Origin of the sequence: Butyricimonas sp. DFI.6.44 (assembly GCF_022132345.1) — a bacterium.
In the GTDB taxonomy this organism is placed as follows: domain Bacteria; phylum Bacteroidota; class Bacteroidia; order Bacteroidales; family Marinifilaceae; genus Butyricimonas; species Butyricimonas muris.
On record NZ_JAKNJD010000005.1, the window covers coordinates 148,283 to 171,096 of the forward strand.

The following is a 22,814-nucleotide window of genomic DNA, read 5'->3' on the forward strand; positions in this document are numbered from 1 at the left end:
GATTAGTTTATGAATATTTGTCTGGAAAGCACCTTGGAGCTTGCCGTGGCTTGGGCGAGAGAAGTGGGGGAAGTGCAACGTTCTAATTTCAGGAGTGGGCATTTGGATATAGAGACGAAATCGACCATACATGATGTGGTGACGAAAGTGGATAAGCTGAGTGAATCCATGTTGTTGGAGCGTATCGGGAAGCATTTCCCGGATCATAGTGTATTGGGAGAGGAGAGCGGTGAGCATGACTTGCATAGTGATTATCTGTGGGTGGTCGATCCTTTGGACGGAACGAATAATTATAGCCAAGGACTGCCCGTGTACACTGTTTCTATCGGCTTGCAATACAAGGGTGAAACGGTATTAGGTGTCGTTTATACTCCTTATACGGATGAGTTGTACACGGCTGTTCGGGGTAAAGGTGCTTTTCTGAATGGTAAACAGATTCATGTAGCTACTAAGACGGATTTGAATCAGAGTGTGTTAGCTACCGGGTTCCCGTATGATAAAGGGATAAATCCCGTTAATAATATTGATAATTTGAGCCGTATATTGCCGCATTTGCGAGGTATCCGGCGTATGGGTTCTGCCGCTTACGACCTTTGTAACGTGGCTGCCGGATTCTTGGACGGTTACTGGGAGCTCGGTCTGAAACTTTGGGATGTATGTGCCGGGGTTCTGATCGTACAGGAAGCCGGAGGAGTGGTAGAGCATTTCCGATATGATCGGGGAATAGCGATTATGACAGCGAATCCCAAGCTATTGGAAAAGATAGAAGATTATATACGATGAATGGGCTGTATAGCCCATTTTTCGTATCCAGATTTTATGATACAATTATCTCAAGCGATTTAATTTTTTCCCGGATAAGATAGAAAGTCTTTTTTTATTGTATAACTTTGCAACAAAGGAGTATTCTTTTATGGGAATAGATGTAACGCAAATCTTACATGGGGTGAATGATAAGAACGAGAAAGCATGGAAAAGTGTTTTCACGTATTATTATGCCGCGTTATGTTCTTATGCGGATCGAATTATTCGGGATGCTGTTGTGGCGGAGGATTTGGTGCAGGAGGTTTTGATGAATGTCTGGAAAAGTGAGCGTAAATTCCCTCAAGTAAATGATCTTACCTATTATCTTTATCGGTCGACTTACAATCAGGCAATGATGCATTTGCGCCGGGAGAAATTCCAAGAACGTTACGTGCAACAGGTCTTGCAGGAAGAAAGCGATTTCACGGATGAAGAATTTGCGGAAACGGTTCGGGAAGAGCTGGTACGGCAGCTTTATTTTTATATAGATGAACTTCCCGAGGAAAGAAGAAAAATAATCTTATTGAGTATAAAAGGATATTCCGGCAATCAAATTGCCGAAGAATTGGGTATTTCCATTAACACTATAAAGACTCAAAAGAATCGTGGGTTCAAGTATTTACGGGAGAAGATGAAAGATTCCGCTCATTTGTTCTGGTTGACCGTATTCCTTTCTTGATAAAGAAATCATTTTTTTGAAAAATAATTCTCGTTTTTGTCACACCAAATGAAATGTCGTGCATTTTATGAGTGTAATTAGGAAATAAGATGAAAAGAGATTTAAATAAGATTGTGGCATTAATGCGTAAAGCGTATTCCGATACATTGCAGGATGAGGAACAGAAAGAGTTTGGGCAATTGATGGAGGATAAGGCTTTGCACGATGTCTATTTTGATGTGGAGGATGATGTTTATCTGGAAAAGCATTTTGCCCGTTACGAGCGTTTTTCTCCTGAAAAGGCTTACGAGATTTTCAAGAAGCAGCAACAGAAAAACAAGATAAGGATTATCTTGCGGCGGGTGGCTGTAGCGGCTTGTTTTATTTTACCGTTGTTGGGTGCCGGGATGTGGATGATGTGGCAAGAAGAAAAACAAGAGCAGCCGGTGGTATTGGCAAAGCGGGAGAACGTGCAGTTGAAATTGTCGGACGGGCGTGTCGTGGACGTTTTGCAAGGAAACGAGATTCAGGAAAAAGGCGGTTCAACGATTCGGATGGAGGAAGGTTTGCTCTCGTACAAGCAAGATTCTGTTCATGGTGATGAATTAGTATATAATGAATTAAATGTACCGCTAGGGGGAGAGTGTAACGTGATTTTGGATGACGGGACGCGAGTGTGGGTGAATGCCGGGAGTAAAATAAAATATCCGGTTCGTTTCGCGAAAGAGAAGAGAGTGGTGTCCGTGAAAGGGGAAGTTTATTTCGATGTAACGAAAGACGGGCGTCCCTTTGTTGTGGAAACGGAATTGGGAAAAGTAAACGTGTTGGGAACTTCTTTCGGAGTGAGGGCATACAATGATGAAGCGGTGTTGACGACCTTGGTTTCCGGGAAAGTGATGTTCACGAGCAAGCAAGGCAAAAGCGTGACCCTATTGCCGAGAGAACAAGCGGTGGCTTCCCCGGGGGGAGCGTTGAGCAAGCGGGAAGTGAACGTGGAGGAGTATGTCGGGTGGAAAGACGGATGGTACATCTTCAAGGAGGAACGCCTTGAAGATGTGATGTGTACCTTGTCGAGATGGTATGGTATTACGATTTTCTATCAGAATCCCAAGGTGAAAGAGATTCGGTTCACGGGTAATCTGAAACGGTATGATTCTATCATAACTTTCTTGGAGGTGCTTGCCGCTTCGGAGGAGGTCAAATATAAAATAGATGGTGATGTAGTGTTCCTGTATGAATAAAAGAAAACACGGACAACAAATTTCCTAGGTCTGGAGTCCGTGCTCGATGTATTAATTTAAATACTTTACAAAGTTATGCAAAAAAACAAACGTTTTAGGTTTGGGGAGCTTTTTATGTACCAAAAAAAGATGTGGTGTATTATGAGATTAGCATGTATTCTAATTTTGGCGTTTAATTTGAGTGTTGCCGCTGCTGCATTTTCGCAGAGTAAGGTGTCACTGGAGTTGAAAGATGCGACTATGGAAGAGTTTATTGCCGCGATGAAAGAGCAGACCGGCACACAGTTTTTGTATAACTCTTCTTTGTTGAAAGTAAGTGAGTTGATCACGGTAAACGTGAAAGACGAAGATTTTAGAGCGGTTCTGGATAAAGTGTTGTCGCCGTTGAGGTTGACTTACAACGTTGTTAATGACGTGGTTGTAATCAAACGTTTGCCTTATGTGGCTCCCGACAAAACGTGGAAGCTGAAAGGGAAGGTGACGGATCAAGCGGGAGAAGCCCTACCCGGTGTTACGGTTCGTTTGAAGGGAACTACTATCGGGATATCGACGGATATCGACGGGGCTTTTACCATGGAGATGAAGAAGGATGTCGATACGTTGGTGGTTTCTTTCATCGGTATGAAGACTCAATTCGTGCCGGTGAAGCGTGAAAAGACGGAGTACGTGATCAAGCTGGAAGAGGATGTACAGGAGATGGACGAGGTGGTAGTGGTTTCAACCGGTTATCAGGATATTGACCGTCGTCGTTTGACGAGTGCCGTGACCACCTTGAAGATGGATGATATTAAGGTGGCGGGTATTGCTTCGATAGACAAGATGCTGGAGGGACACGTGCCGGGTATGATTTTCATGCAGAACTCCGGTCAGGCGGGTGCTGCCGCCCGAGTCAGAATCCGCGGTACTTCCACGGTGTTGGGTAATCAGGAACCGTTGTGGGTGTTGGACGGGGTGGTATTGGCTGATCCGGTGAACGTGGATCCGTCACAGTTGAACGACTTGGACTTCGTGAATTTGTTGGGGAACGCCATTTCCGGTTTAAACCCCGATGATATCGAGCAGATCGACGTGTTGAAAGATGCTGCTGCCACGGCTATTTACGGTACACGTGCCGCTAACGGTGTAATTGTGATTACGACGAAAAAAGGTAAAGTGGGACCTCCCTCTGTTACGTATTCTATTTCAGGAACTTTGAACCGTCGTCCCTATTATTCCGATCGGGAAATCAACTTGATGAACTCTCAAGAGCGTATTGATGTATCGCGGGAGATGTTCCACCGGGGAATGGAGTTTAAGAATGTTTCCAACTGGGTTGGGTACGAGGCGGCATATCTTGATTATAAAGCGGGAATACTATCGTTTGACCAATTCCAAGAAAAGGCGAATTATTACGAGCGGGTGAATACGGATTGGTTTGATATTTTGTGTGAAAACAGTTTTTCCAACAAACATACGTTGAGCGTGACGGGTGGTTCTCCGAATATTCGTTACTATGCTTCTGTCGGTTACAATGACGAGCGTGGGGTAATCAAAAAGGAAAAGAATCAGACTTACACGGCTAATTTGAAATTGAACGGGAATTTTGAGAAAGTGGATTTCCAGTTCGGTATTATCGGGAACGTGAATGAACGTAGGTATACTCCCACGAGTGTAACTCAATACGCGTACGAAATGAGTCGTGCCATACCGGCTTACAATCCGGACGGGTCACGGTGGTTTTATATGAGAGGATCAACTCGTGATCTTTCTTATCCTTTCAACATTGAAAATGAAATGGAAACTACCTACCAGACGATGAACACGCATTCCGTGACGTTCACGGGTAATTTGAAATACCGGGTTTTGCCTTATTTGAACGTGGAGGGAACGGCTTCTTACACTTTTGGACGCAATACACAGGAAACGGTGTACGAGGAAGATTCTTGGTATGTGGCAAAATTACGTAAAAAGGGGAGTGATGATACATCTTCCGAATGTCCGCTAGGGGGAGAATTGAAGGAGAGTAGTACGGATAGCCGGAATTGGTTGGTGCGTTTGCAATTTAATTACAATCAGATGTTTAAGGATATCCATCAATTGAATGTCGCATTGGGAGGGGAGATGTCTTCCAAACGGTATAATAGTTATGCGGCGACACACCGGGGATACTATCCGGAACGGGGGAAGACTTTTGCTTCCATTGATGGAACTTTCCTGTATAAATACGGTCAATATCGGGATTGGATGGCCAAGAATAAACCGTCGATTTCGGAAACGCTGACGAATTTAACTTCGGCTTATTTGGCGATTACCTATACGTATGATAATCGTTATACCTTGAATTTCAATACCCGTATAGACGGTTCTAACCAGTTTGGTAGCCGGAGTAACGAGAAGTTGTTGCCTATTTGGTCTATTTCTGGACGTTGGGATGTGAAAGAGGATTTGTTGAAAAACAGTAATGCAGTCAATCGTTTGGCTTTGAAGTTCTCTTACGGTCACCAAGGGAATATGTTGGATAACCAGACTTCCAAGATGATTATCGAGAAGGGAGATTTGAACAGTTGGTATAACGAGTTTTCATCCACGATAAAGTATTATCCTAATCCGGATTTGAAGTGGGAGTTGACTTCTTCTTACAATATTGATTTGGAATTCAGTTTGTGGAAGGATAAAATCAGCGGTTCTATCGGTTATTACTACAAGCACACGAAAGATGCTTTCTTGAGTAAGAGTGTATCGGAAATCAACGGGGTATCGAGTTATGTGGTGAACAAGGGAGAGATTTCAAATCAAGGAGTGGAAGTGAGTTTGAGCTTTACCCCGATTAATCAGAAGGTGGATGCTTCCGGTAAGCGGGGATTCGTGTGGCGTTTTGACCCGCAGATTGGTCAGGTGGTGAATAGTTTAATCAGTAAGGCCATCAATAATAAGGACCGGACAGTGCAGGATAAAATCAAATTCTCGGACTATTTGAGGGGCTCGGTCGAATTGAAAGGCAAGCCGTTGCAGACCTTTTACTCTTATCGTTTCAAAGGTTTGAGTTCGGTGGACGGTCGCCCGATTTTCTATGGTACGGAGGAAGAACAAGCTGATGCGTTGTACGAGAAGTATTGCAATATGACGGACGAAGAGGTTTGGGATGCGGTATTGGTGGAATCGGGAACTCGTGTGCCCACGTTGCAGGGGGGGATCAACAACTATTTCGGTTATCGCCAGTTCGGTCTTTCCATGAATTTTGCGTATAGTTTTGGAAATAAGGTGCGTTTGTTGAAATTGTGTGAAGAGAATAATATCACTCCTTATCCGGAACGGAATATGCGGAAAGAGTTTGTGAATCGTTGGCAGCGTCCGGGGGACGAGAACAAGACCAATATTCCGGGGGTGAAGGTTTCCGAGGCTTTAACTTTGCCGTGGTGGGGACAAAGCAAGTACACCAGTAATGGTAAGATGACCAAGTTTGCCGATAATGACATTTACGCGATGTATGATTTGTCGGATTTACGCGTGGTGAGCGGTAACTATTTGAAATTGCAATCCGTGACATTCCGTTACAATGTGCATGATAAATTCTGTAAAAAATTGGGAATCAATTCGGCTTACTTGAGCTTGACGGGTACTAATCTATTCACGATTACCAATAAGAAATTGAAAGGGCAGGACGTGACTCAATCGGGAGCCGCTCCGACCATAAACATGTCTTTGCGCCCGAATTATTCGTTTACGTTAAATGTAACATTTTAAATGCAGTAGGATATGAAGAGTAGAATATTATATATTTGTCTGATGAGTTGCTTGCCGGTATTGTTTACTGCTTGCGGGGATTTCCTTGAGGAGAAATCGCAGAATCTTGCCTACGTGGAGAAAGTGGCGGATTTGAACGAGTTGTTGATTGGTGAAGGATATTTAAGTGGAGGAAATTCAATAGATACCCTGAATGCCGCTAGTGTGAACAAGTGGGGTAGTATATGGAATATGAATGCGGTAACGGGTAAAATGCCTGTAAATAATTTCCCTTATATTCATTTGATGGATGATGATGCGACCGAATATTTGCTCTGTGAAAAAAGTATCGTGAACACGGAAAAGAATTATATTCGCATGAAAGCCATTAATTTACATCATTGGCAACCGGATCCTTTTTATGATTCGGAAAATGCGGAGATTAATGATGGGAATTGGCAGAATATGTGGAAACGTATTGCTGCGATGAATTCTGTTATCTATCAGGTCAATGAAATGCGCGGTAAAGAAGATGATAAAGTGTTGTGTAATAAGGTTGAAGGAGAAGCTCGTTTTTTGCGTGCGCAGTACTATTTCTATATGGCGAATTTATACGGCAAGCCTTATCGGAAGGCATCTGCTTCTATTGATCCGTGTATTCCTTTGAAGACATCGGAAGAGATTGAAGATAAATATTTCAGTCGGGCAACGTGTGAGGAGGTATATCGTCAAGTTGTGAAAGATCTGGAACAAGCTACCGTGTTGCTTCAGGGAATAGAGCAAACGACTAAGTACCGGACAAACCAGACAGCCGCTTTCGCTTTGTTGAGCCGCGTACATCTTTTTATGGAGAATTACGAGGCTGCCGTTGCGGCTGCCGACAGTGTTATCGGGAATCCGGATTATTACCTGCGGGATTTGAAGGCTTACCAGCGCGGTAGTGCCGTGTACGTGACTTCCCCCGAGGTGATTTTCACGCATGGACCGAATATCATGGCAGTGGTTCATGCTCCGGTTGTGGTGTCTGGTAGTGGTGTGAATCAACAACGAATAAGTTCTGGTTACACGACTTCGGAAGATTTGTTGGCTTGTTATGGTGAGAATGATAATGATATGCGTTTGAAAGCGTTTTTCATCGAGCGTCCGGCACCCGGAAACGGTTGGCGATGCGTGAAAACTCAATTTAATGCGGAAGAGGTTTCCGATATTATGGCTATTCGCGTGCCGGAGGTTTACTTGAACAAGGCGGAAGCGTTGGCATTGTTGGGGCGTGATGCAGAGGCTATCGAAGTGTTAAATGAATTGAGAGAAAAACGTTTGAAAGTGGCGGGAGCGGTAACGGAAAGTGGTGAAGGGTTGGTAAACTTTATCCGTGATGAGCGTAGACGGGAATTGTGTTTCGAGGGACACCGCTGGTTTGATTTGCGTCGTTATGCCGTGAACAGTGTGTATCCTTACGAGAAGGAGATTCGCCATATTTCTTACGATTTTCTGGAAGGAAGCGGTGTATACCGGGTGGGTACTTACGTGTTGAAGCCTTATTCTCAGGATGCTGCTGCTTATATGTTGCCTATCCCGAGATACGCTATCGAGTTCAACGAGGGAACGTTGACTAACGAGGTACGTCCTTCAAGAGAAATAGTTGTAGAATAATAAAATTGTACGGAGATGAGAAAATATATATGGCTTATAGGTTTGTTTGCCTTGTTGGCATGGGCTTGCGGGGACAATGATGATGATTTTAAACCTTTCGGGGGCGAGCGCAATTGGCTTGTGGTGGAGGATAGCGATGACCCGATCGACGCTCAGCGGTATAGGATATTCCGGAATACCGGAGTTCCCGTGTATTACAATGACACGATTGGTAGCGAAATGCGTTATACTTTGGCAACGGGAGAACCTTACACCTATTACGAGGTATTGCAGGTATTTTACAGTCCGGGTAGTGTGACTCCCGGTAAATTGCAGGCAAACTATACCTTGGTGCGTGATCGGGATAAGGTGAAACCTGTTCTGGATTTTTTGGAAACCGATGCTTTGCCCCGGGTTCCGGAGTCGGTGTACGTGCCGAGTATTCTTTTGGTGGATTCATTGAAAACGCCCTCGGGAGATACGATTGCTTACAAGGGATTGAATACAATCGTGTTGAGTAAGGTGAAGGATTTCGATAAAGTGGACCAAAAGTTGTACAGGGGAGTTTTCCTTGCAACTTTGGTGGCAAATACGCTGGCCATTTCCGATGGCGAGTGGCTGGAAGATTATTTTTACGCGATAACTTATCGGGTAAATCCGGGAAATAAGAGTAAAATGTATTCAACGGGGACGACTTCGATTGGAACTTATGTATATACTGCCTATTCGGGACTTACCGTTCCCGCTGCCGAGCAGACGTTGGGGGGACTGGGTTTTGTCGGGACTTATACGAAACCGACCGGAACTTCAGAAAGAATGTGGCAAATACCGAGTAAGAGCCAAGACGTAAGGCAATATTGTATAGAGATATTTGCCAGTACGGAAGCTGAATTTATTGCAAAACATGGTCAGTATCCGGTGGTGATGGAGAAATACGAGGTGATGAAGCGGAAATTGGAAACATACGGTTTTACGTTCGAATAATCTTTGAGTTTATAGTTATAGAGTGTTTTTAGTTTATAAGGTTTATAGAGTGCGTGTAAAAATGCACTTTATACTCCTTATGTCTTTCAAAAACATGAGATTTGATTGTATATATGTTTGTAAATCAATGTAATGTATGAAAAGTATGAGTATTAGTATGAGATTTTTAGCGTTATTGCTCTGTCTTGTGATGGTGGGACAGGTATCGGAAGGCGCAGAGCGGAAAAAAGACAAGAAGAAAAAGGGGCAGCCTGTTGCTGCTGTCGACAGCACGAAGGTGAAACCCAAAGGCATTCCGGCTATCAAAGATTTTATCAAAGCCAATGCCGTGAAGCATGCGGGAATGTTCAACGTGTACGAGCAAGCAGACCGTTACTTCATGGAGATTCCGGACGAATTACTGGGACGGGATGTATTCGTGTTTGTTTCCTTGATTAAAGGCTCCGCTAAAGCACAAAGAAGTAACATGGATATGATGGGATATGGTGGTGATGCGTTATACAGCAAAGTTATCCGTTTTGAAAAAGGACCGAAAGACAGAATGTATCTGCACGAGCCTCTGTTCACAACCGTGATGCCGGATACCGCGAATGCCTTGTACGGGGCTATTGAGGCTTCCAATTTGATGCCGATTGTAAACGGGTTGGATATAAAGGCTAAATCGGAAAACTCTTCTTTGATTGATATCACGGATCTGTACAAGTCCGATCACTATTATTTCTCATTGAAAGGTGCTGCCGAGATGTTGAATTTGGGAGCTTATCAGGCAGACCAGTCATACACGACTACAATCAGCAGCTACCCGAATAACATCATATTCCGTTCCGTGCGGAGTTACGCCCCGGGGAAGGCGCCGAAAGTGCGTCCGGGAATGCAGGCTCCGAAAATGGATCCGACCACGTGGGAAATGGCGGCTTCGTGGTATTTGTTGCCGGAGGAGCCGATGCGGCCCCGTTATTTCGATAACCGAGTAGGATATTTTGCTTATCCCATGATGGATTATGCGAAAAATCCGTTAAAGGCGGAAGTCATCGGAATGGTAAGCCGTTGGAGATTGGAGCCGAAACCGGAAGACATGAAGAAGTATGAGGCGGGGGAGCTGGTGGAACCGGCGAAACCAATCGTATTCTACGTGGATTACAACACGCCGAAATATCTGCAACCTTACGTGATTGCCGCTGTAAATGAATGGCAACCCGTGTTCGAGAAAGTTGGTTTCAAAAATGCCATCGTGGGTAAAATGATGCCGCGCCCGGAGGAAGACTCTACCTTCTCGCCGGAGGACGCCCGTTATTCTATTATATCTTACAAGGCTTCCCCGATTCCGAATGCTTACGGTCCGCATGTTGCCGACCCTCGTTCTGGGGAGATTATCTGTTCGCACGTGGGATTGTTCCACAATGTATTGAGTTTGGCTCAAACTTGGTATTTCGCTCAAACGGCAGGTGTGAACCCGTTGGCACGTAAGTTCCCGTATGACGAGGAATTGATGGGTACACTGGTGCAATACATCGTGGTTCACGAGATTGGGCACACGTTAGGATTGCGTCACAATTTTGCCGGTAGCTGGGTGTATTCATTGGATGAGATTCGCGACCGGGAGTTCGTGAAGAAACATGGGCACGGTTCCTCGGTGATGGACTATATGCGTTTCAATTATGCTGCGCAACCGGAAGATAATATCGACCCGGAGGATTTAATCCCGAGAATCGGTGAGTATGACGAATTCGCTATTGATTGGGGGTATCGCTATTTCCCGCGATTCAAAACGGTAAAGGAAGAGGAGAAATATTTGAAGGATTGGGTGACCGCACAACGGAAAGCCAACCCGCGATTGTTGTTCGGTACGGAAATTGACCGGGAAGACCCGCGCCTGCAAGCGGAGGATTTGAGTGATAATACGATTCAAGCCAATATTCTTGGTATCAAGAATTTGAAATATATCATGAAACATATCGAAGAGTGGACTGCCGCTGCCGACGACGAGGATTACTCCGTGCTGAAAAGCCAGTATAAGGCGGTGGTAAGGCAATACGGAATGTTTATGATGCATGCCGTGAAATACATGGGCGGGCGTTACCAAGATGCAGCCTTACGTTCCGAAAAATTGCACACCTACACTCCGGTGCCGAAGGAAACACAACAGGAGGCGATGAAGTTCTTGAAGGACTATTACTTCACGAATCAGGCTTGGTTGTTTGACAATCATGTCGGAACGGTGACTTCTGTCGGCGGGGATGTTTATAAAGAACGGTTGTTGCAATTTACGATTGGTTCTTTGCTTGCGCAAGGTCCTAATTTCGTCAAACACGAGGGATTGATTGGTGATAAGGCTTATACCTTGAAAAATATGGCAGATGACTTGTATGATGCCGTCTGGAACGATTTATACGCCTCTAAATCTACTTTGGGAACTTTCGAGCGGATGAAACAGACGACTTATTTGACCATGATATTCCAATTCTTGGATAAAGCCCCGTTGGAAAAACATCCGGAGCATATCGCGATTTTCGTTGCCCAATTGGATAAGATTTCCGCTCAGGCGAAGAAAAAATTGGCATCGGCGGGAGATGATTTGACGAAGAACCATTTGTCCGGAATCGTTCGGATGATTGATATGTGGTTGAAGGGTGAAAAAGATGCTTTGTTGAAATAAGTTGATGAATTTAAGAAAGAGTACGATGAATAGATTTTATTACATACTTCTGTTGCTTTGTTTGCCGTGGATGGCATTTGCCCAAGAGAAGGCTACACCGGCTCCGGCGGCTAAAAGCAAGGCACCCGTGACATACGAGGCTTTCTTCAAGAACGGGATGAGAAAGATAGAGGGTACGTTTCCTGTTTACCAGTCAGACAAGAAATGTTATCTGGAAATTCCTGCCGAATTGTTAGGGAAAGACTTGATGTCGAGCGGTATTATCTCGAAAGGTCCTTGGAATGGGACGGCATCTGCGAAAACGGATCTGCTGGTTTTCACCTTGGGGCGTAATGACCGCTTGGAGGTTCGGAAACAACTTTGTAGGGAGCGCGCCGAGGGGGCGATGGCGGGAGCCGTGGAGGCGTCCGCTTTGGAACCGGTGGATTATTTTTATCCTATCGCTGCTTACGGTAAGGACAAGAAAAGTTATATCATTGATATTACCGCGGACGTCAATGCCACGGGCAAATTGTTCGCTTTTCCTAACTTGCAATGGGTAAACCGTCCCACAGCCGAACGTTCGGGATTGGATAGCGTGTACGTGATTGATAACGGTATGAAGTTCATGAGTTTGCATACGCAGACGGACTATATGCCTCCCATGATGCCCGGGCAAATGGGATATGACAAGCACAATTCCGTGATAATCGAGTGGACGTTGCAGGCGTTGCCCGAGCGTCAGGTGTGCGACCGGGAGGCAGATGCCCGTGTAGGGTATCTCTCTCTTTCTTTTAACGATTTTGATAGGAACCCGTATAAAGCGGAAGCGGTGTACGTTGTGCGTCGTTGGAATCTGGAAATCAGACCGGAAGACACGGAAAGATACAAACGGGGTGAATTGGTGGAACCGAAGATGCCGATTGCCGTTTATTTTGACCGTTCTGTTGACCCGGCTTTGCGGGTTGCCGTGGTTCGGGCTATTGAAGAGTGGAACGGTTGCTTCGAACAAGCAGGGTTCAAGAATGTGTTGCAAGTGAGAGAGGGAGAGCCGGAGGCTTATTTCGCTTATCATCAGATTAGTTTTTCGCGGGCATTGTTCACGAGAAAAGTAAATACGGTAACCAATCCTCGCACGGGAGAGATATTGTGTGCCAATATCAGTATCGGAAATTCTGATATACGGGATTATCTGTTGCGTGCTTTCGTCGGGTTGGGAGCGTATGAACCCGCCGTGTTCACGGATTCCTTGCCCGTGGTGCAGGGGGAGGTTGCTCGTTACGTGACTTCTAAATACTTGGGTGAAATATTGGGCTTGGTACCTAATATGGCAGGAAGCATGGCATACACGACAGCACAATTGCGGGATGCCGTTTGGGTGAAGGAGCATGGTATTTCGGCTTCCGTGACCGATGGATGCGGGGTGAATTATGCCGTGCAACCGGGGGATAATATTCCGTTGCGGGATTTGTTCTCCAAGGCTTCCGATTATGACCGTTGGGCTATTGAGTGGGGGTATCGTCAATATCCCGGCTTGGATGTCCAAGCGGAAAAGAAAGCATTGAAGGCTTTGGCGGGAAAGGCGAAAGATAATACTGCGTTGTGTTTTATGCCTGAAGGTCGGAAAGGTTATAAGACCAACAAGTTCGATTTGGCGCAGGATAAACTGGTGGCTGCCGAAATGGGTATCAAGAATCTGAAATTGCTGTTGCCTGCCATGGAAAGTATTGCGGAGCGTTTGGACAGAGATGATTCTTGGCAAACGTACGGTGACTTGACTATGATGATTTATGCGGCATACATGAATCATGTGGCGCTGGCATTGGATTATATCGGTAGTGTTACCCCGGAAGCTATCATTGCCGGGTATAACGAGCAACCGTTGAATTTTGCTTCCAAGGCACAGCAGGAGGAGGCGATGCGTTTTATCGGGAAATACGTGTTCGCGGGAGCTCCTGCATGGATGAACAATCCTTTGATGGAACAAGTGTCCGGGTTTACAGGAAGAGAACTGATGACGAATGTCTTGGAGAGGGTATTCGGTAAATTGAATAATCCCGAAGTACTCGCGTATTTGTTGTTGACCGAAAGAAAATTAGGTAACAAGGGATACACTTACGGGGACATGATGAACATGATTGACCGGGATGTATTTTTGAATTTCAGCGCGGGCAGGAAAGTGACTTCCTACGCGGCTTTAATGCAGACGGAATACTTGAAGAGCTTTATGAAGTTGTACACGGGAGCTAAGGTTGAAAAGTATCCGGGTGACCTTTCTTATTATTTGATAGAGAGAATGAGTCAATTGTTGAAATCAATAGAGCGATTGGGACGCACGCACGGTGATGCCGCTACCCGCCAACATTACCGTGGTTTGGGTATCTATTTGAAACGGGCGTTGTTGCCGAAAGAACAACCGGGAATACCGATGAAATAAGTTGTATTCTTTCTTGAATTGAAAGTTATGAAGAATATTATACTGACTTTATTTTTGGCGTTGTTTTTTATCGCTTGCACTAAGGATGAAAAGACAACGATTCGGTTCGATATCCGGGATTATGACGGGACTTACCCCCGGATTAATATTGGTTTTAAGTATCAAGAAATAAGAATTGATTCTGCCACCGGGAAAGGATACATCGAGTTGGAGCTACAAGAGCCTGCTTATGCGAAAATTACCGTGCGGCAACACGATTCGAAGTTGTGTTTTCTTGAGCCGGGAAACGAATTGACCTTGACGTATAGCCAGAAAAAAGGAGAGAAAGAAATCGTGTACAGGGGAACCTTGGGTGAGGAAAATCAATTCTTGAATCAAGTGAAGTTTTATGACGTGGTGCGCGTTGATTATAAAAATCCCAATATACAGGTAATTGCCCGGAGAGCGGATTCGGTATTGGCTGTCAACAAAGCGAAACTGGAAAAAACCTCCTATTCAGCCACGTTTAAAGCGTGGGAAGGAAAGCGTTTGCAAGTGGAAACGTGGTTTCCCGTATTGCGTACGCGGGAATTGGATACTGCCGTGTATTTACAGACTATACGTCAATGTTTCGTGGAGGATTCGACTTATTTGTCTTTACCGAATTACCGGGAGTTCTTGGAGCAATACCTCCGGACGTTGGTGCGGTTGGGGCACGGAACGAAGTCAACCTTGGAAGGGGAGGATTTGGCGGATGCCCGCTTGAAAATGATTTTCGATAATTTCCAAGAACCGGCTATCGTGGGCTACTTGGTGGATGCCACCTTGTTTCACTTTGCCGAGCGGGGTATCGAGCGTTATGAAAAGATTTATAATCAGCACGTGAAAGATGCGGCTCGTCTGGCACTTTATGCCGAGGCATGCAAGAAGGCAGACCGGATTGCTCCCGGGCAACCTTGTCCCGATTTCAGTTTTGCGGACAACACGGGGAAGATGGTGACTTTAGCTGACTTGAAAGGGAAATTCGTCTATATCGATATGTGGGCAACGTGGTGCGGACCGTGTAAAGGAGAGATGCCCAGCCTGTTGGAATTGGAGAAGCGTTTCGAGGGGAAAGATATTCTATTCGTGAGTCTTTCCATCGACAAGAATAAAGATATTGAATTGTGGAAACAGACCATCGAGAACATGGGATTGGGCGGTATCCAGTTGCACTTGGGAGAGAATTGGGATTGGTTGAAGATATTTATGCCGGCTTCGATGTCTGTACCCCGTTTCGTCTTGTTAGACCGGGAGGGGAAATTCATTGATGCCAATATGACTCGTCCTTCCGATAAAGCGACGGCAGAGAGATTGGAAGCATTATTATAAACCGATAAAATCAATGTATATGAAAAAGATTTTATGGATGCTGTTATTAGCGGTAAGTTGCACGGGATTCGTTCGTGCGCAAGAGAGTGAAGGGATTCAATTTTTTCACGGGACTTGGGAAGAAGCCTTGCAACAGGCGAAGAAAGAGGGAAAGATGATATTCATCGATTGCTATGCCGATTGGTGTGGACCGTGTGCCAATATGGTGAAGACCATTTTCCCGTTGAAAGAGGTGGGCGATTATTTCAATCGTCATTTTATCAACTTGAAATGCAACATGGAGAAAGGGGAAGAGGGTATAGCATTGAAAAAACGTTTTGATGTGGTTGCCTATCCGACGTTCCTGTTTGTCACGAGTGAAGGATACGTGGCTCATCGGAGCTTGGGGGCAATGAAAGCGGATGCTTTTATCGCTCGGGCTGAAAAGGCGGTAGCTATCGGTCACAACGGTTACGAGGAACGCTTTGCCAAGGGTGAGCGGGACGAGGCTTTTCTGAAAGAATATGTGAATGAAATGCTTGCCTTGCATAGTGCTGATGGCGTGGAAAATCTGTTGAACACACTTTACAAGGAACAAGGAAGTAAGGTGCTGCGGGATAAAGATTACTGGGATGCTTTTGTTTGTTGTGCGGCGGATATCAATGCTCCTTTGTCACTCGCTTTCGTGAAAGAATACAAGAAATTATATAAGGTACATGGAGAATATGCGGTACTTCAAAAAATCCGTAACCTGTACGCTAGTATAGGGTGCGCGTTGACGCTGTACGATACTCAAGGGCGGAAAGAGGTGGTAAACGAGGAGAGAAAACAAGCCTATTTCGACCTGATGAAAGAACGTAAATTGCCGGATTACAAAGTGTTGCAACAGGAGGTGGATTATATCATCCTGCTTCGTGCCGGTAAATATGAAGAGGCTTACGCGTTGGGCGAGCAGAGTCTGGCAAAGGCGGATGCCCGTGAATTATGTAATTGGGCGACCTTGGGCGAACGCATGGTACGAAAAAATAAAGCGATACGCGAGAAAATGGCCGTTTGGGTAAAGCGGGCTTTGGAATTACAGCCTAATGCCGAGATTGAAGAGGAGGGAAAAAGCGTATTACACGATTTGGAAACATCGGATATGCCGTTTAACGGTGGGAAAGGTAGTAAAGGAAGAAGTACAATACCCATGCGGGGATATCGTCGATAGAATCTAAAATCATTGAAAATGAGGTTATACAATCTATTGATAGGCTCGTTTTGCTTTCTGTTGTCCGGCACGGTACTCGGGCAACAGAAAGCAAATTATAAACTGGCGGACAAGTACTTGGTTTCCAAGATGGGAGGCGTCGTTTTCTCCCGGGAGGTGAAACCGAATTACCTGCCGGATAGCGAGCAATTCTGGTACTCGTACAAAACGAGTCGGGGAAATAATTATTACATCGTGAACCCGAAAAGCAAGAAACAACAATTGTTGTTCGACAGCGAGGATATGGCTGCCCGGGTCAGTGAAATCACGAACAAGACATTTAACACGAGAGATTTGAATATCACGCCGAACTTTGCCGAGGATGGTAAGAGTTTTTCTTTCATGGTTCAAGGCGTCACTATCAAGTATGACCGGGCAACGGGACAATGTTCCGAGCTTCCTCGTCCCGAGGTGAAAGCGACTGATAGAAAGGTGTACAATCGCTTGGCATTGATGTATTCATATGCCCCGGACAGCTCGTACGCGGTGTTTTCCCGGGGACATAACATCTGGTTGCGGAAAGGCGATGAACCGGATTCCTTGGCTCGGCGTATCACGGATGACGGGATGGAGAATTTCTCTTACTCGGACAATGAAGTGGGGGAGGGCGTGGATATTTTCACCACGAAAGCCCGTTGGCTGAAAGGTACTCGCCGTTTGTTCGTGATACGGGAAGACAACCGGGGTATTGGTACTTTGCTTGTGGTTTCTTCCGCGGGGGGAGGACGCCCTCGTCTTGTGACACCTGTCAGCGGTAGCGGAAAATACACGATGCCGGGTGACAAGAAGGTGACACAATACGAGCTTTCCTTGATAGATGCGGAAACGGGAAAGGTCACGAAAGTAGCTCTAGAGAAGTGGAAAGACCAGAAAGTGAAATTATTATACGTTTCCAAAGATAGCCGCTACCTGTACATGCAGCGCACACGCCGGACGTGCGACGAGTTGGATATTTGCAAGGTGAACACGCAAACGGGAGAGGTAACCGTGGTGCTGAACGAGGTGTGCAAACCTTATTTCAGCGACCGCTGTCAATCGATTACCTTCCTGAACGGTGACCGGGAATTTATCTGGTGGTCGGAGCGTACCGGGTGGGGACACTATTACTTGTACTCTGCTGACGGACAGTACCGCGGGGCAATTACTTCCGGCAACTGGATGGCGGAGAAAATCGTCCGCCTCGACACGAATCGCCGGGAGCTTTATGTCACGGGACACGGGCGGGAGAAAGACATGAATCCTTATTACGCTTGTCTTTATAAAGCCGCTTTAGACGGAAACGGTCGGGTGGAGCTGTTGACACCGGAGGACGCTAACCATAACGTGGTCATGAGTCCGTCCGGGAATTACTTCGTGGACAATTATTCAAGGGTGGATTTGGCACCTCGTTCCGTGTTGCGGGATAAAAACGGTAAATTGATTTGCGATTTGGCGGAAGCGGATTTGAGTGCGCTCTATGCCATGGGATGGAAAATGCCGGAGCGATTCACGGTGAAAGCCGCCGATGGCGTGACGGACCTTTACGGGGTGATGTGGAAGCCTTTCGATTTTGATTCCACCCGTCAGTACCCGATTATCTCGTACGTTTATCCCGGTCCCCAGCAGGAGGCAATGGATTTGAATTTCACGGCAACGGGTAATCACAACGCGGCATTGGCGCAAGTCGGTTTCATCGTCGTGAACATGGGACACCGGGGGGGAAGTCCCCTGCGGGACAAGTATTACCGTACTTACGGGTACGGGAATCTTCGGGATTACGCGTTGGCAGACGACAAGCACGGGTTGGAGCAACTGGCTGCCCGCTACTCGTTTATTGATATCAATCGGGTGGGCATATTCGGTCATTCCGGCGGTGGCTTTATGTCCGCCGCGGCGATTTGCACTTATCCCGAGTTTTACAAGGCGGCGGTAGCCTCTTCCGGTAATCACGACAACAACATGTACAATCAGGCGTGGGGAGAAACTTTCCACGGGGTAACCCAGACCGTGAAAGGGAAAGATACCGTGTTTACTTGTAAAGTACCGACCAACATGGAATTGGTCAAAAATCTGAAAGGGCATCTCTTGGTGGTAACGGGGGACGAGGACGACAACGTGCATCCCGGTCATACCTTGCGTCTGGTAGATGCTTTATTGAAAGCCGGAAAGAATTTCGATATGTACGTCTTGCCCGGGCAGAAACACTTGTACCGGGGAGCGGCGGACCTCTTCTGGCGCCGTAAAATATGGTTCCATTTTGCGAAACACCTTTTGGGGGATTACTCTTCCGAGAATTTTACCGAGATGGACGGGTATAACCAGTAAAATAGCAACGAGATGATTAATAAAACTGTTTTTATGTTTGTGTTTACGATGCTTCTGGTGGGATGTCAATCCCGCCGGACCGTCGTATCCTTCACTTCTCCGGACATGGAATTGCCGGAAACATTATTAAGTATTGGAAATCAGGAATGGAAGGCGGTGCGTGATACCGCGAATACCATTCGGTTCGAGTTGGAGGATGTGCCCTCGGGGTACGCGTTGCTGCGATTCGGGCGCACCGGTAAAATGATATTCGTGGAACGGGGGCAAGATTTGACCGTCCGTTTTACCCGTCATGTGCAACCCGGAGTTTCCCGTTATTCATTCGAGGGCGGGTGTGCACGGGAAAATCAGTATATGGAAGAACAGACAAGACCTAATATGCGTGTTATGAATGACTTGTCTGAAGATGACGAGGTTATTCGCTTGTTGGACGACACGGTACGTCAGCGGGTGGAGGCTTTACGGGCTCTTGTCCTTTCTCCCGATTTTACCCGGTTGGAGAGCGAGCGTCAGCGTTATAATGTCCTGCGTTCCTTTTCTGTTTACAAGAAATGGGGGAATGCTCTTTATCCTTATTTGAAAGAGCAATTAAAGGAAAACCCGGATCTTCTCGTGACCGAGGATTATCAAGCCTTTTTATTGGATGGTTTGTATGCTATCGGTGGTGAAGGACAAACTACCCCCTACGGCTATGCTAAAGGACAGTTGGAATATATCGTGCAAAATATTCAAGATACGGCGGTAGCCGATTTTGCGCTAAATTCCGTTTTATCGAGATACATGGAAAGAAGAGGGGTGGAATCGATAGACGGGTTAATGGACATGTTCCGGCAGAAGGTACATTCTCCCCGGGTAAGGCAAGCCGTCGAGGAGTTATACGTGAAATGGAATCGGGTGGCGAAAGGACAATCCATACCCGAGTTTACTTTTCTGGATATTGATGATAAGGAAGTTGCGCTATCAGAATTCAAGGGCAAGTACGTGTATATCGATTGTTGGGCAACGTGGTGCGGTCCTTGCAAGCAACAATTGCCGGCATTGAAACAGTTGGAACACAAGTATAAAGGAAAAGACATCGTTTTTGTCAGCATATCCAGCGATAGCGATAGTAATAAATGGAAAAACATGGTGAAAGAACAAAAGCTCGGTGGTGTACAGCTCATCAAGACAGTTCCCACGTATTCCGAGTTTTCCGACCTTTTCATGATAAACGCCATTCCTCGCTTTATTATCCTTGATAAAGAGGGTAAAGTGTTTGACGCGAACGTTACCCGACCTTCCGACCCCGCCACGGTGGAATTGTTGGACGGCTTGTTGTTGTAAGAATAACGGTTATATGGAAGGAGCATTTCTGCTGAAATAGGCTCCTTCACTCGTTTTTCTCTCGTTGTTCAGACGCTGTTGAGATACTGCCGATAGAGTGAACAACGGTAGTGTGAGAATTGTAGGACATTACACGGGGAGGTATCAAACCTAAATGGTTACGCTATTCTAGAGTTACTCTTGCTTAACCTTAAAAGTACAACACTTTCGCCTCACGAACGTATCATAAACGCACGTCGTCGTCCATGATACGTTCATGCTTCGAAGATGATACGTTCATGGTCTGGGGAAGCGTGGGAGAAGGTTCCCTGTAAAGGGTGCGCGGGAGTAGCCCGATGGCGTCTTCTTTATCTCGCGATGTCGATTTTGGTCTTCATGTTTTTGATTTTTTCGTTTCGGACGCGGGAGAGTAGTTGACGGATATTGCCTCGCCGTACGGCGACAAAGGCGTGATAATCTTTGACTTCGATTTTACCGATGTCCTCTTTTTTAAGTTGTCCTTTCTGGCAGAGGAAACCCACGATATCCATTTTGTTCACTTTGTCTTTTTTGCCTTTCCCGATGTACAGGGTTGTCCAGCGGGGAGTTGCGGGGGAAGAGTTTTTCCTTGTCAGGGAGAATGTTTCCGGTGCTTCCGTCAGGTATTCCGGTAGTTCGTCTTCGTCGTCAAACAGGAGGAAGGCGGTACCGGAGGCGTTCATGCGTGCCGTTCTGCCGTTGCGATGTATGAAAGCGTCCTCTTTTTTGGGCAGGTGGTAGTGGATAATGTATTTTATTTCCGGGATATCCAAGCCGCGGGATGCCAAATCGGTGGATATGAATATGTTCGTGCTTCCGTTGCGGAATTTGCATAGAGCCCGTTCCCGTTCGTCCTGTTCCATTCCCCCGTGAAAGAATTGATTGTCCACTTCCCGCTCCCACAAGTAATCGCTGACTTCCTCTGCCCGTTCCCGGAAGTTACAAAATATAAGAACGGGTGCTTCGTCCAGTTCGCAGAGTAATTTGTATAGCGTGTCGAGTTTGCTCTCTCCTCGCGAATAGACTGATTTGACAGTCAAATCGGGAGCCGCGTTATGTTGGAAATCTAACGTGCAAGGAGAAACGACTCCCGTGAAAGCCGGAATGTCGACCACGTTTGTGGCGGAAGTGAGAACCCGTTTATGAAGATTCGGGAGGTATGAGAATATACGTTCCATTTCACCGAGGAAACCGAACTCCAACGATTTGTCAAATTCATCCAGTATGATGGTGGAAACGGTACTGATATTTATTGTTCCGTGTTCGATGTGGTCGAGAATACGCCCCGGGGTTCCGATAAGTAAAGCGGGAGCGTGGGCAAGACTTCTGGTTTCCACGTTGATGTCATGACCGCCATAGCAACAAACCACTCTTAGACCGCTTTTTAAGGAGCGGAAAACGTTTTCTATCTGCATGGCGAGTTCCCGTGCCGGGGTGAGAATCAAGGCTTGTATATCGTTTTTTTCAGTGTCTAATGACTCTATCAAGGGGAGTAGAAACGCGAGCGTTTTACCCGAGCCGGTAGGAGAGAGCAGGATGATATTATCTGATTGCTTGTAGGCTCTCAAGGATGCTTCCTGCATCTCGTTCAAAGAGGTGATTCCGATATTTTCGAGCGCTAAGCGTAAATCGTAAATCATAAATCGTAAATTAGTTTATTTTCAATTTCTTCTTGACTCTTGGACGGTCGAAGACTATTTTGGCTTGTTTGTAGCCTTCTTCCATGATGTCCTCGACGTTGTTGAGGTCGAACATGCTGAAACGGCTGATATGCCGGGGAACGATGACGATATCACAGAGTTGGGTGTCGATACTCATGTTAGACAGGATACCCATGTGAAACGAACGTTCGGCAAGATGCACGATGCTTTTGATATGGTTGCTGGGTTCCAACGGGTCGATATGCACCCCGATGACGATGTCGCAAAGGTCACGAATAGGGCGTACGGGAAAATTCATGAAAACACCCCCGTCGGAATACTGGTGGTTGTCAATATTGACGGGTACGAACACGATAGGTATGGAACAGGATGCCAATACACGGGGTACAAGCTCGCCGCTGTTGAAGTGCGTGGGTATTCCCAAGTTCATGTTCGTGGCCGTGACGACCAGCGGTATTTGCAGGTCTTCAAATGTTTTTGCTTGAATAAATTCGGATAATCGTTTTCCCATTCCGTTCATGTTCATTATCCCGGTTTTAGACACGAGAGGACGGGCAAAGTCGAGAAGTTTTTTCCCCTTGAAAAAATCCACGCCTTCCTCTGCCGTGTGCCCGGAAGCGAACATGACGCCCGCTATTGCTCCCGCGCTGGTTCCGGATATGATGTCCGGTTTGATTCCTAACTCCTGCATTGCCTTGAATACTCCCAGATGGGCGAATCCTCGGGCTCCTCCTCCGCTTAATGCCAAACCGATATGGAATGGACGTTTTTCTTGATTCATTGAGTTTGTAAAGTTTATAAGGTTTATAAAGTTCATAAGGTGATGGGATTCCATAA

General features: G+C 46.1%; 14 protein-coding genes. 12 read left to right on the forward strand and 2 right to left on the reverse strand.

All coding sequences use genetic code 11. From position 1 onward, the window contains the following. The first annotated feature begins 9 nt into the window (after nucleotides 1–9). The 12 genes from L0M98_RS08620 (at nucleotide 10) to L0M98_RS08675 (ending at nucleotide 20,298) form a co-directional block, all read left to right on the forward strand. The gene (locus tag L0M98_RS08620; protein WP_186975791.1) at nucleotides 10–783 is read left to right on the forward strand and encodes an inositol monophosphatase family protein; all 774 of its coding nucleotides are present in this window, start codon (nucleotides 10–12) and stop codon (nucleotides 781–783) included. A 130-nt stretch (nucleotides 784–913) separates the two neighbouring features. Then, the gene (locus tag L0M98_RS08625) at nucleotides 914–1,483 is read left to right on the forward strand and encodes an RNA polymerase sigma factor (RefSeq protein ID WP_186975790.1); all 570 of its coding nucleotides are present in this window, start codon (nucleotides 914–916) and stop codon (nucleotides 1,481–1,483) included. Nucleotides 1,484–1,572: 89 nt separating this feature from the next. After that, nucleotides 1,573–2,703: a FecR family protein gene (locus tag L0M98_RS08630; RefSeq protein WP_186975789.1), complete on the forward strand. Its 1,131-nt coding sequence runs from the start codon at nucleotides 1,573–1,575 to the stop codon at nucleotides 2,701–2,703. Nucleotides 2,704–2,844: 141 nt separating this feature from the next. Then, nucleotides 2,845–6,426 (forward strand): SusC/RagA family TonB-linked outer membrane protein, encoded by a 3,582-nt coding sequence (locus L0M98_RS08635; protein ID WP_227215572.1) that lies wholly within the window; start codon nucleotides 2,845–2,847, stop codon nucleotides 6,424–6,426. 12 nt (nucleotides 6,427–6,438) lie between these two features. Beyond that, the gene (locus tag L0M98_RS08640) at nucleotides 6,439–8,058 is read left to right on the forward strand and encodes a RagB/SusD family nutrient uptake outer membrane protein (protein WP_186975788.1); all 1,620 of its coding nucleotides are present in this window, start codon (nucleotides 6,439–6,441) and stop codon (nucleotides 8,056–8,058) included. Nucleotides 8,059–8,073: 15 nt separating this feature from the next. Then, nucleotides 8,074–9,021 (forward strand): hypothetical protein, encoded by a 948-nt coding sequence (locus L0M98_RS08645; protein WP_099293071.1) that lies wholly within the window; start codon nucleotides 8,074–8,076, stop codon nucleotides 9,019–9,021. A gap of 136 nt (nucleotides 9,022–9,157) precedes the next feature. Continuing rightward, on the forward strand, nucleotides 9,158–11,677 hold the full coding sequence (locus L0M98_RS08650) for a zinc-dependent metalloprotease (RefSeq protein ID WP_186975787.1): 2,520 nt from the start codon (nucleotides 9,158–9,160) through the stop codon (nucleotides 11,675–11,677). A gap of 25 nt (nucleotides 11,678–11,702) precedes the next feature. Further along, nucleotides 11,703–14,093 carry a zinc-dependent metalloprotease gene (locus L0M98_RS08655; RefSeq protein ID WP_186975786.1) on the forward strand — a complete coding sequence of 797 codons (2,391 nt, stop codon included), beginning with the start codon at nucleotides 11,703–11,705 and terminating at the stop codon, nucleotides 14,091–14,093. A 27-nt stretch (nucleotides 14,094–14,120) separates the two neighbouring features. Further along, entirely contained in the window at nucleotides 14,121–15,443 is a 1,323-nt protein-coding gene (locus L0M98_RS08660) for a TlpA family protein disulfide reductase (RefSeq protein ID WP_186975785.1), read from the forward strand. 19 nt (nucleotides 15,444–15,462) lie between these two features. Continuing rightward, nucleotides 15,463–16,632, forward strand: coding sequence for a thioredoxin family protein (locus tag L0M98_RS08665; protein ID WP_186975784.1), 1,170 nt, complete (start codon nucleotides 15,463–15,465; stop codon nucleotides 16,630–16,632). 18 nt (nucleotides 16,633–16,650) lie between these two features. Further along, nucleotides 16,651–18,975 carry a S9 family peptidase gene (locus L0M98_RS08670; RefSeq protein ID WP_186975783.1) on the forward strand — a complete coding sequence of 775 codons (2,325 nt, stop codon included), beginning with the start codon at nucleotides 16,651–16,653 and terminating at the stop codon, nucleotides 18,973–18,975. 33 nt (nucleotides 18,976–19,008) lie between these two features. Next, entirely contained in the window at nucleotides 19,009–20,298 is a 1,290-nt protein-coding gene (locus L0M98_RS08675) for a redoxin family protein (RefSeq protein ID WP_227215573.1), read from the forward strand. Nucleotides 20,299–20,645: 347 nt separating this feature from the next. Here the strand turns inward: L0M98_RS08675 and L0M98_RS08680 are convergent, their stop codons facing one another. Together L0M98_RS08680 and L0M98_RS08685 are read right to left on the reverse strand one after the other, a co-directional pair. Further along, a complete protein-coding gene (locus L0M98_RS08680; RefSeq protein WP_186975781.1) occupies nucleotides 20,646–21,956 on the reverse strand; it encodes a DEAD/DEAH box helicase in 1,311 nt (436 codons plus the stop codon). Nucleotides 21,957–21,966: 10 nt separating this feature from the next. Continuing rightward, on the reverse strand, nucleotides 21,967–22,758 hold the full coding sequence (locus L0M98_RS08685) for a patatin-like phospholipase family protein (RefSeq protein ID WP_186975780.1): 792 nt from the start codon (nucleotides 22,756–22,758) through the stop codon (nucleotides 21,967–21,969). Between the last annotated feature and the right edge of the window lie 56 nt (nucleotides 22,759–22,814).

What these genes read in the sequence shown, in the direction of transcription:
- L0M98_RS08620 (WP_186975791.1), top strand. Translation starts at nt 10, where the DNA reads ATGAATATTTGTCTGGAAAGCACCTTGGAGCTTGCCGTGGCTTGGGCG.
- L0M98_RS08625 (WP_186975790.1), top strand. Translation starts at nt 914, where the DNA reads ATGGGAATAGATGTAACGCAAATCTTACATGGGGTGAATGATAAGAAC.
- L0M98_RS08630 (WP_186975789.1), top strand. Translation starts at nt 1,573, where the DNA reads ATGAAAAGAGATTTAAATAAGATTGTGGCATTAATGCGTAAAGCGTAT.
- L0M98_RS08635 (WP_227215572.1), top strand. Translation starts at nt 2,845, where the DNA reads ATGAGATTAGCATGTATTCTAATTTTGGCGTTTAATTTGAGTGTTGCC.
- L0M98_RS08640 (WP_186975788.1), top strand. Translation starts at nt 6,439, where the DNA reads ATGAAGAGTAGAATATTATATATTTGTCTGATGAGTTGCTTGCCGGTA.
- L0M98_RS08645 (WP_099293071.1), top strand. Translation starts at nt 8,074, where the DNA reads ATGAGAAAATATATATGGCTTATAGGTTTGTTTGCCTTGTTGGCATGG.
- L0M98_RS08650 (WP_186975787.1), top strand. Translation starts at nt 9,158, where the DNA reads ATGAAAAGTATGAGTATTAGTATGAGATTTTTAGCGTTATTGCTCTGT.
- L0M98_RS08655 (WP_186975786.1), top strand. Translation starts at nt 11,703, where the DNA reads ATGAATAGATTTTATTACATACTTCTGTTGCTTTGTTTGCCGTGGATG.
- L0M98_RS08660 (WP_186975785.1), top strand. Translation starts at nt 14,121, where the DNA reads ATGAAGAATATTATACTGACTTTATTTTTGGCGTTGTTTTTTATCGCT.
- L0M98_RS08665 (WP_186975784.1), top strand. Translation starts at nt 15,463, where the DNA reads ATGAAAAAGATTTTATGGATGCTGTTATTAGCGGTAAGTTGCACGGGA.
- L0M98_RS08670 (WP_186975783.1), top strand. Translation starts at nt 16,651, where the DNA reads ATGAGGTTATACAATCTATTGATAGGCTCGTTTTGCTTTCTGTTGTCC.
- L0M98_RS08675 (WP_227215573.1), top strand. Translation starts at nt 19,009, where the DNA reads ATGTTTGTGTTTACGATGCTTCTGGTGGGATGTCAATCCCGCCGGACC.
- L0M98_RS08680 (WP_186975781.1), bottom strand. Translation starts at nt 21,956, where the DNA reads ATGATTTACGATTTACGCTTAGCGCTCGAAAATATCGGAATCACCTCT.
- L0M98_RS08685 (WP_186975780.1), bottom strand. Translation starts at nt 22,758, where the DNA reads ATGAATCAAGAAAAACGTCCATTCCATATCGGTTTGGCATTAAGCGGA.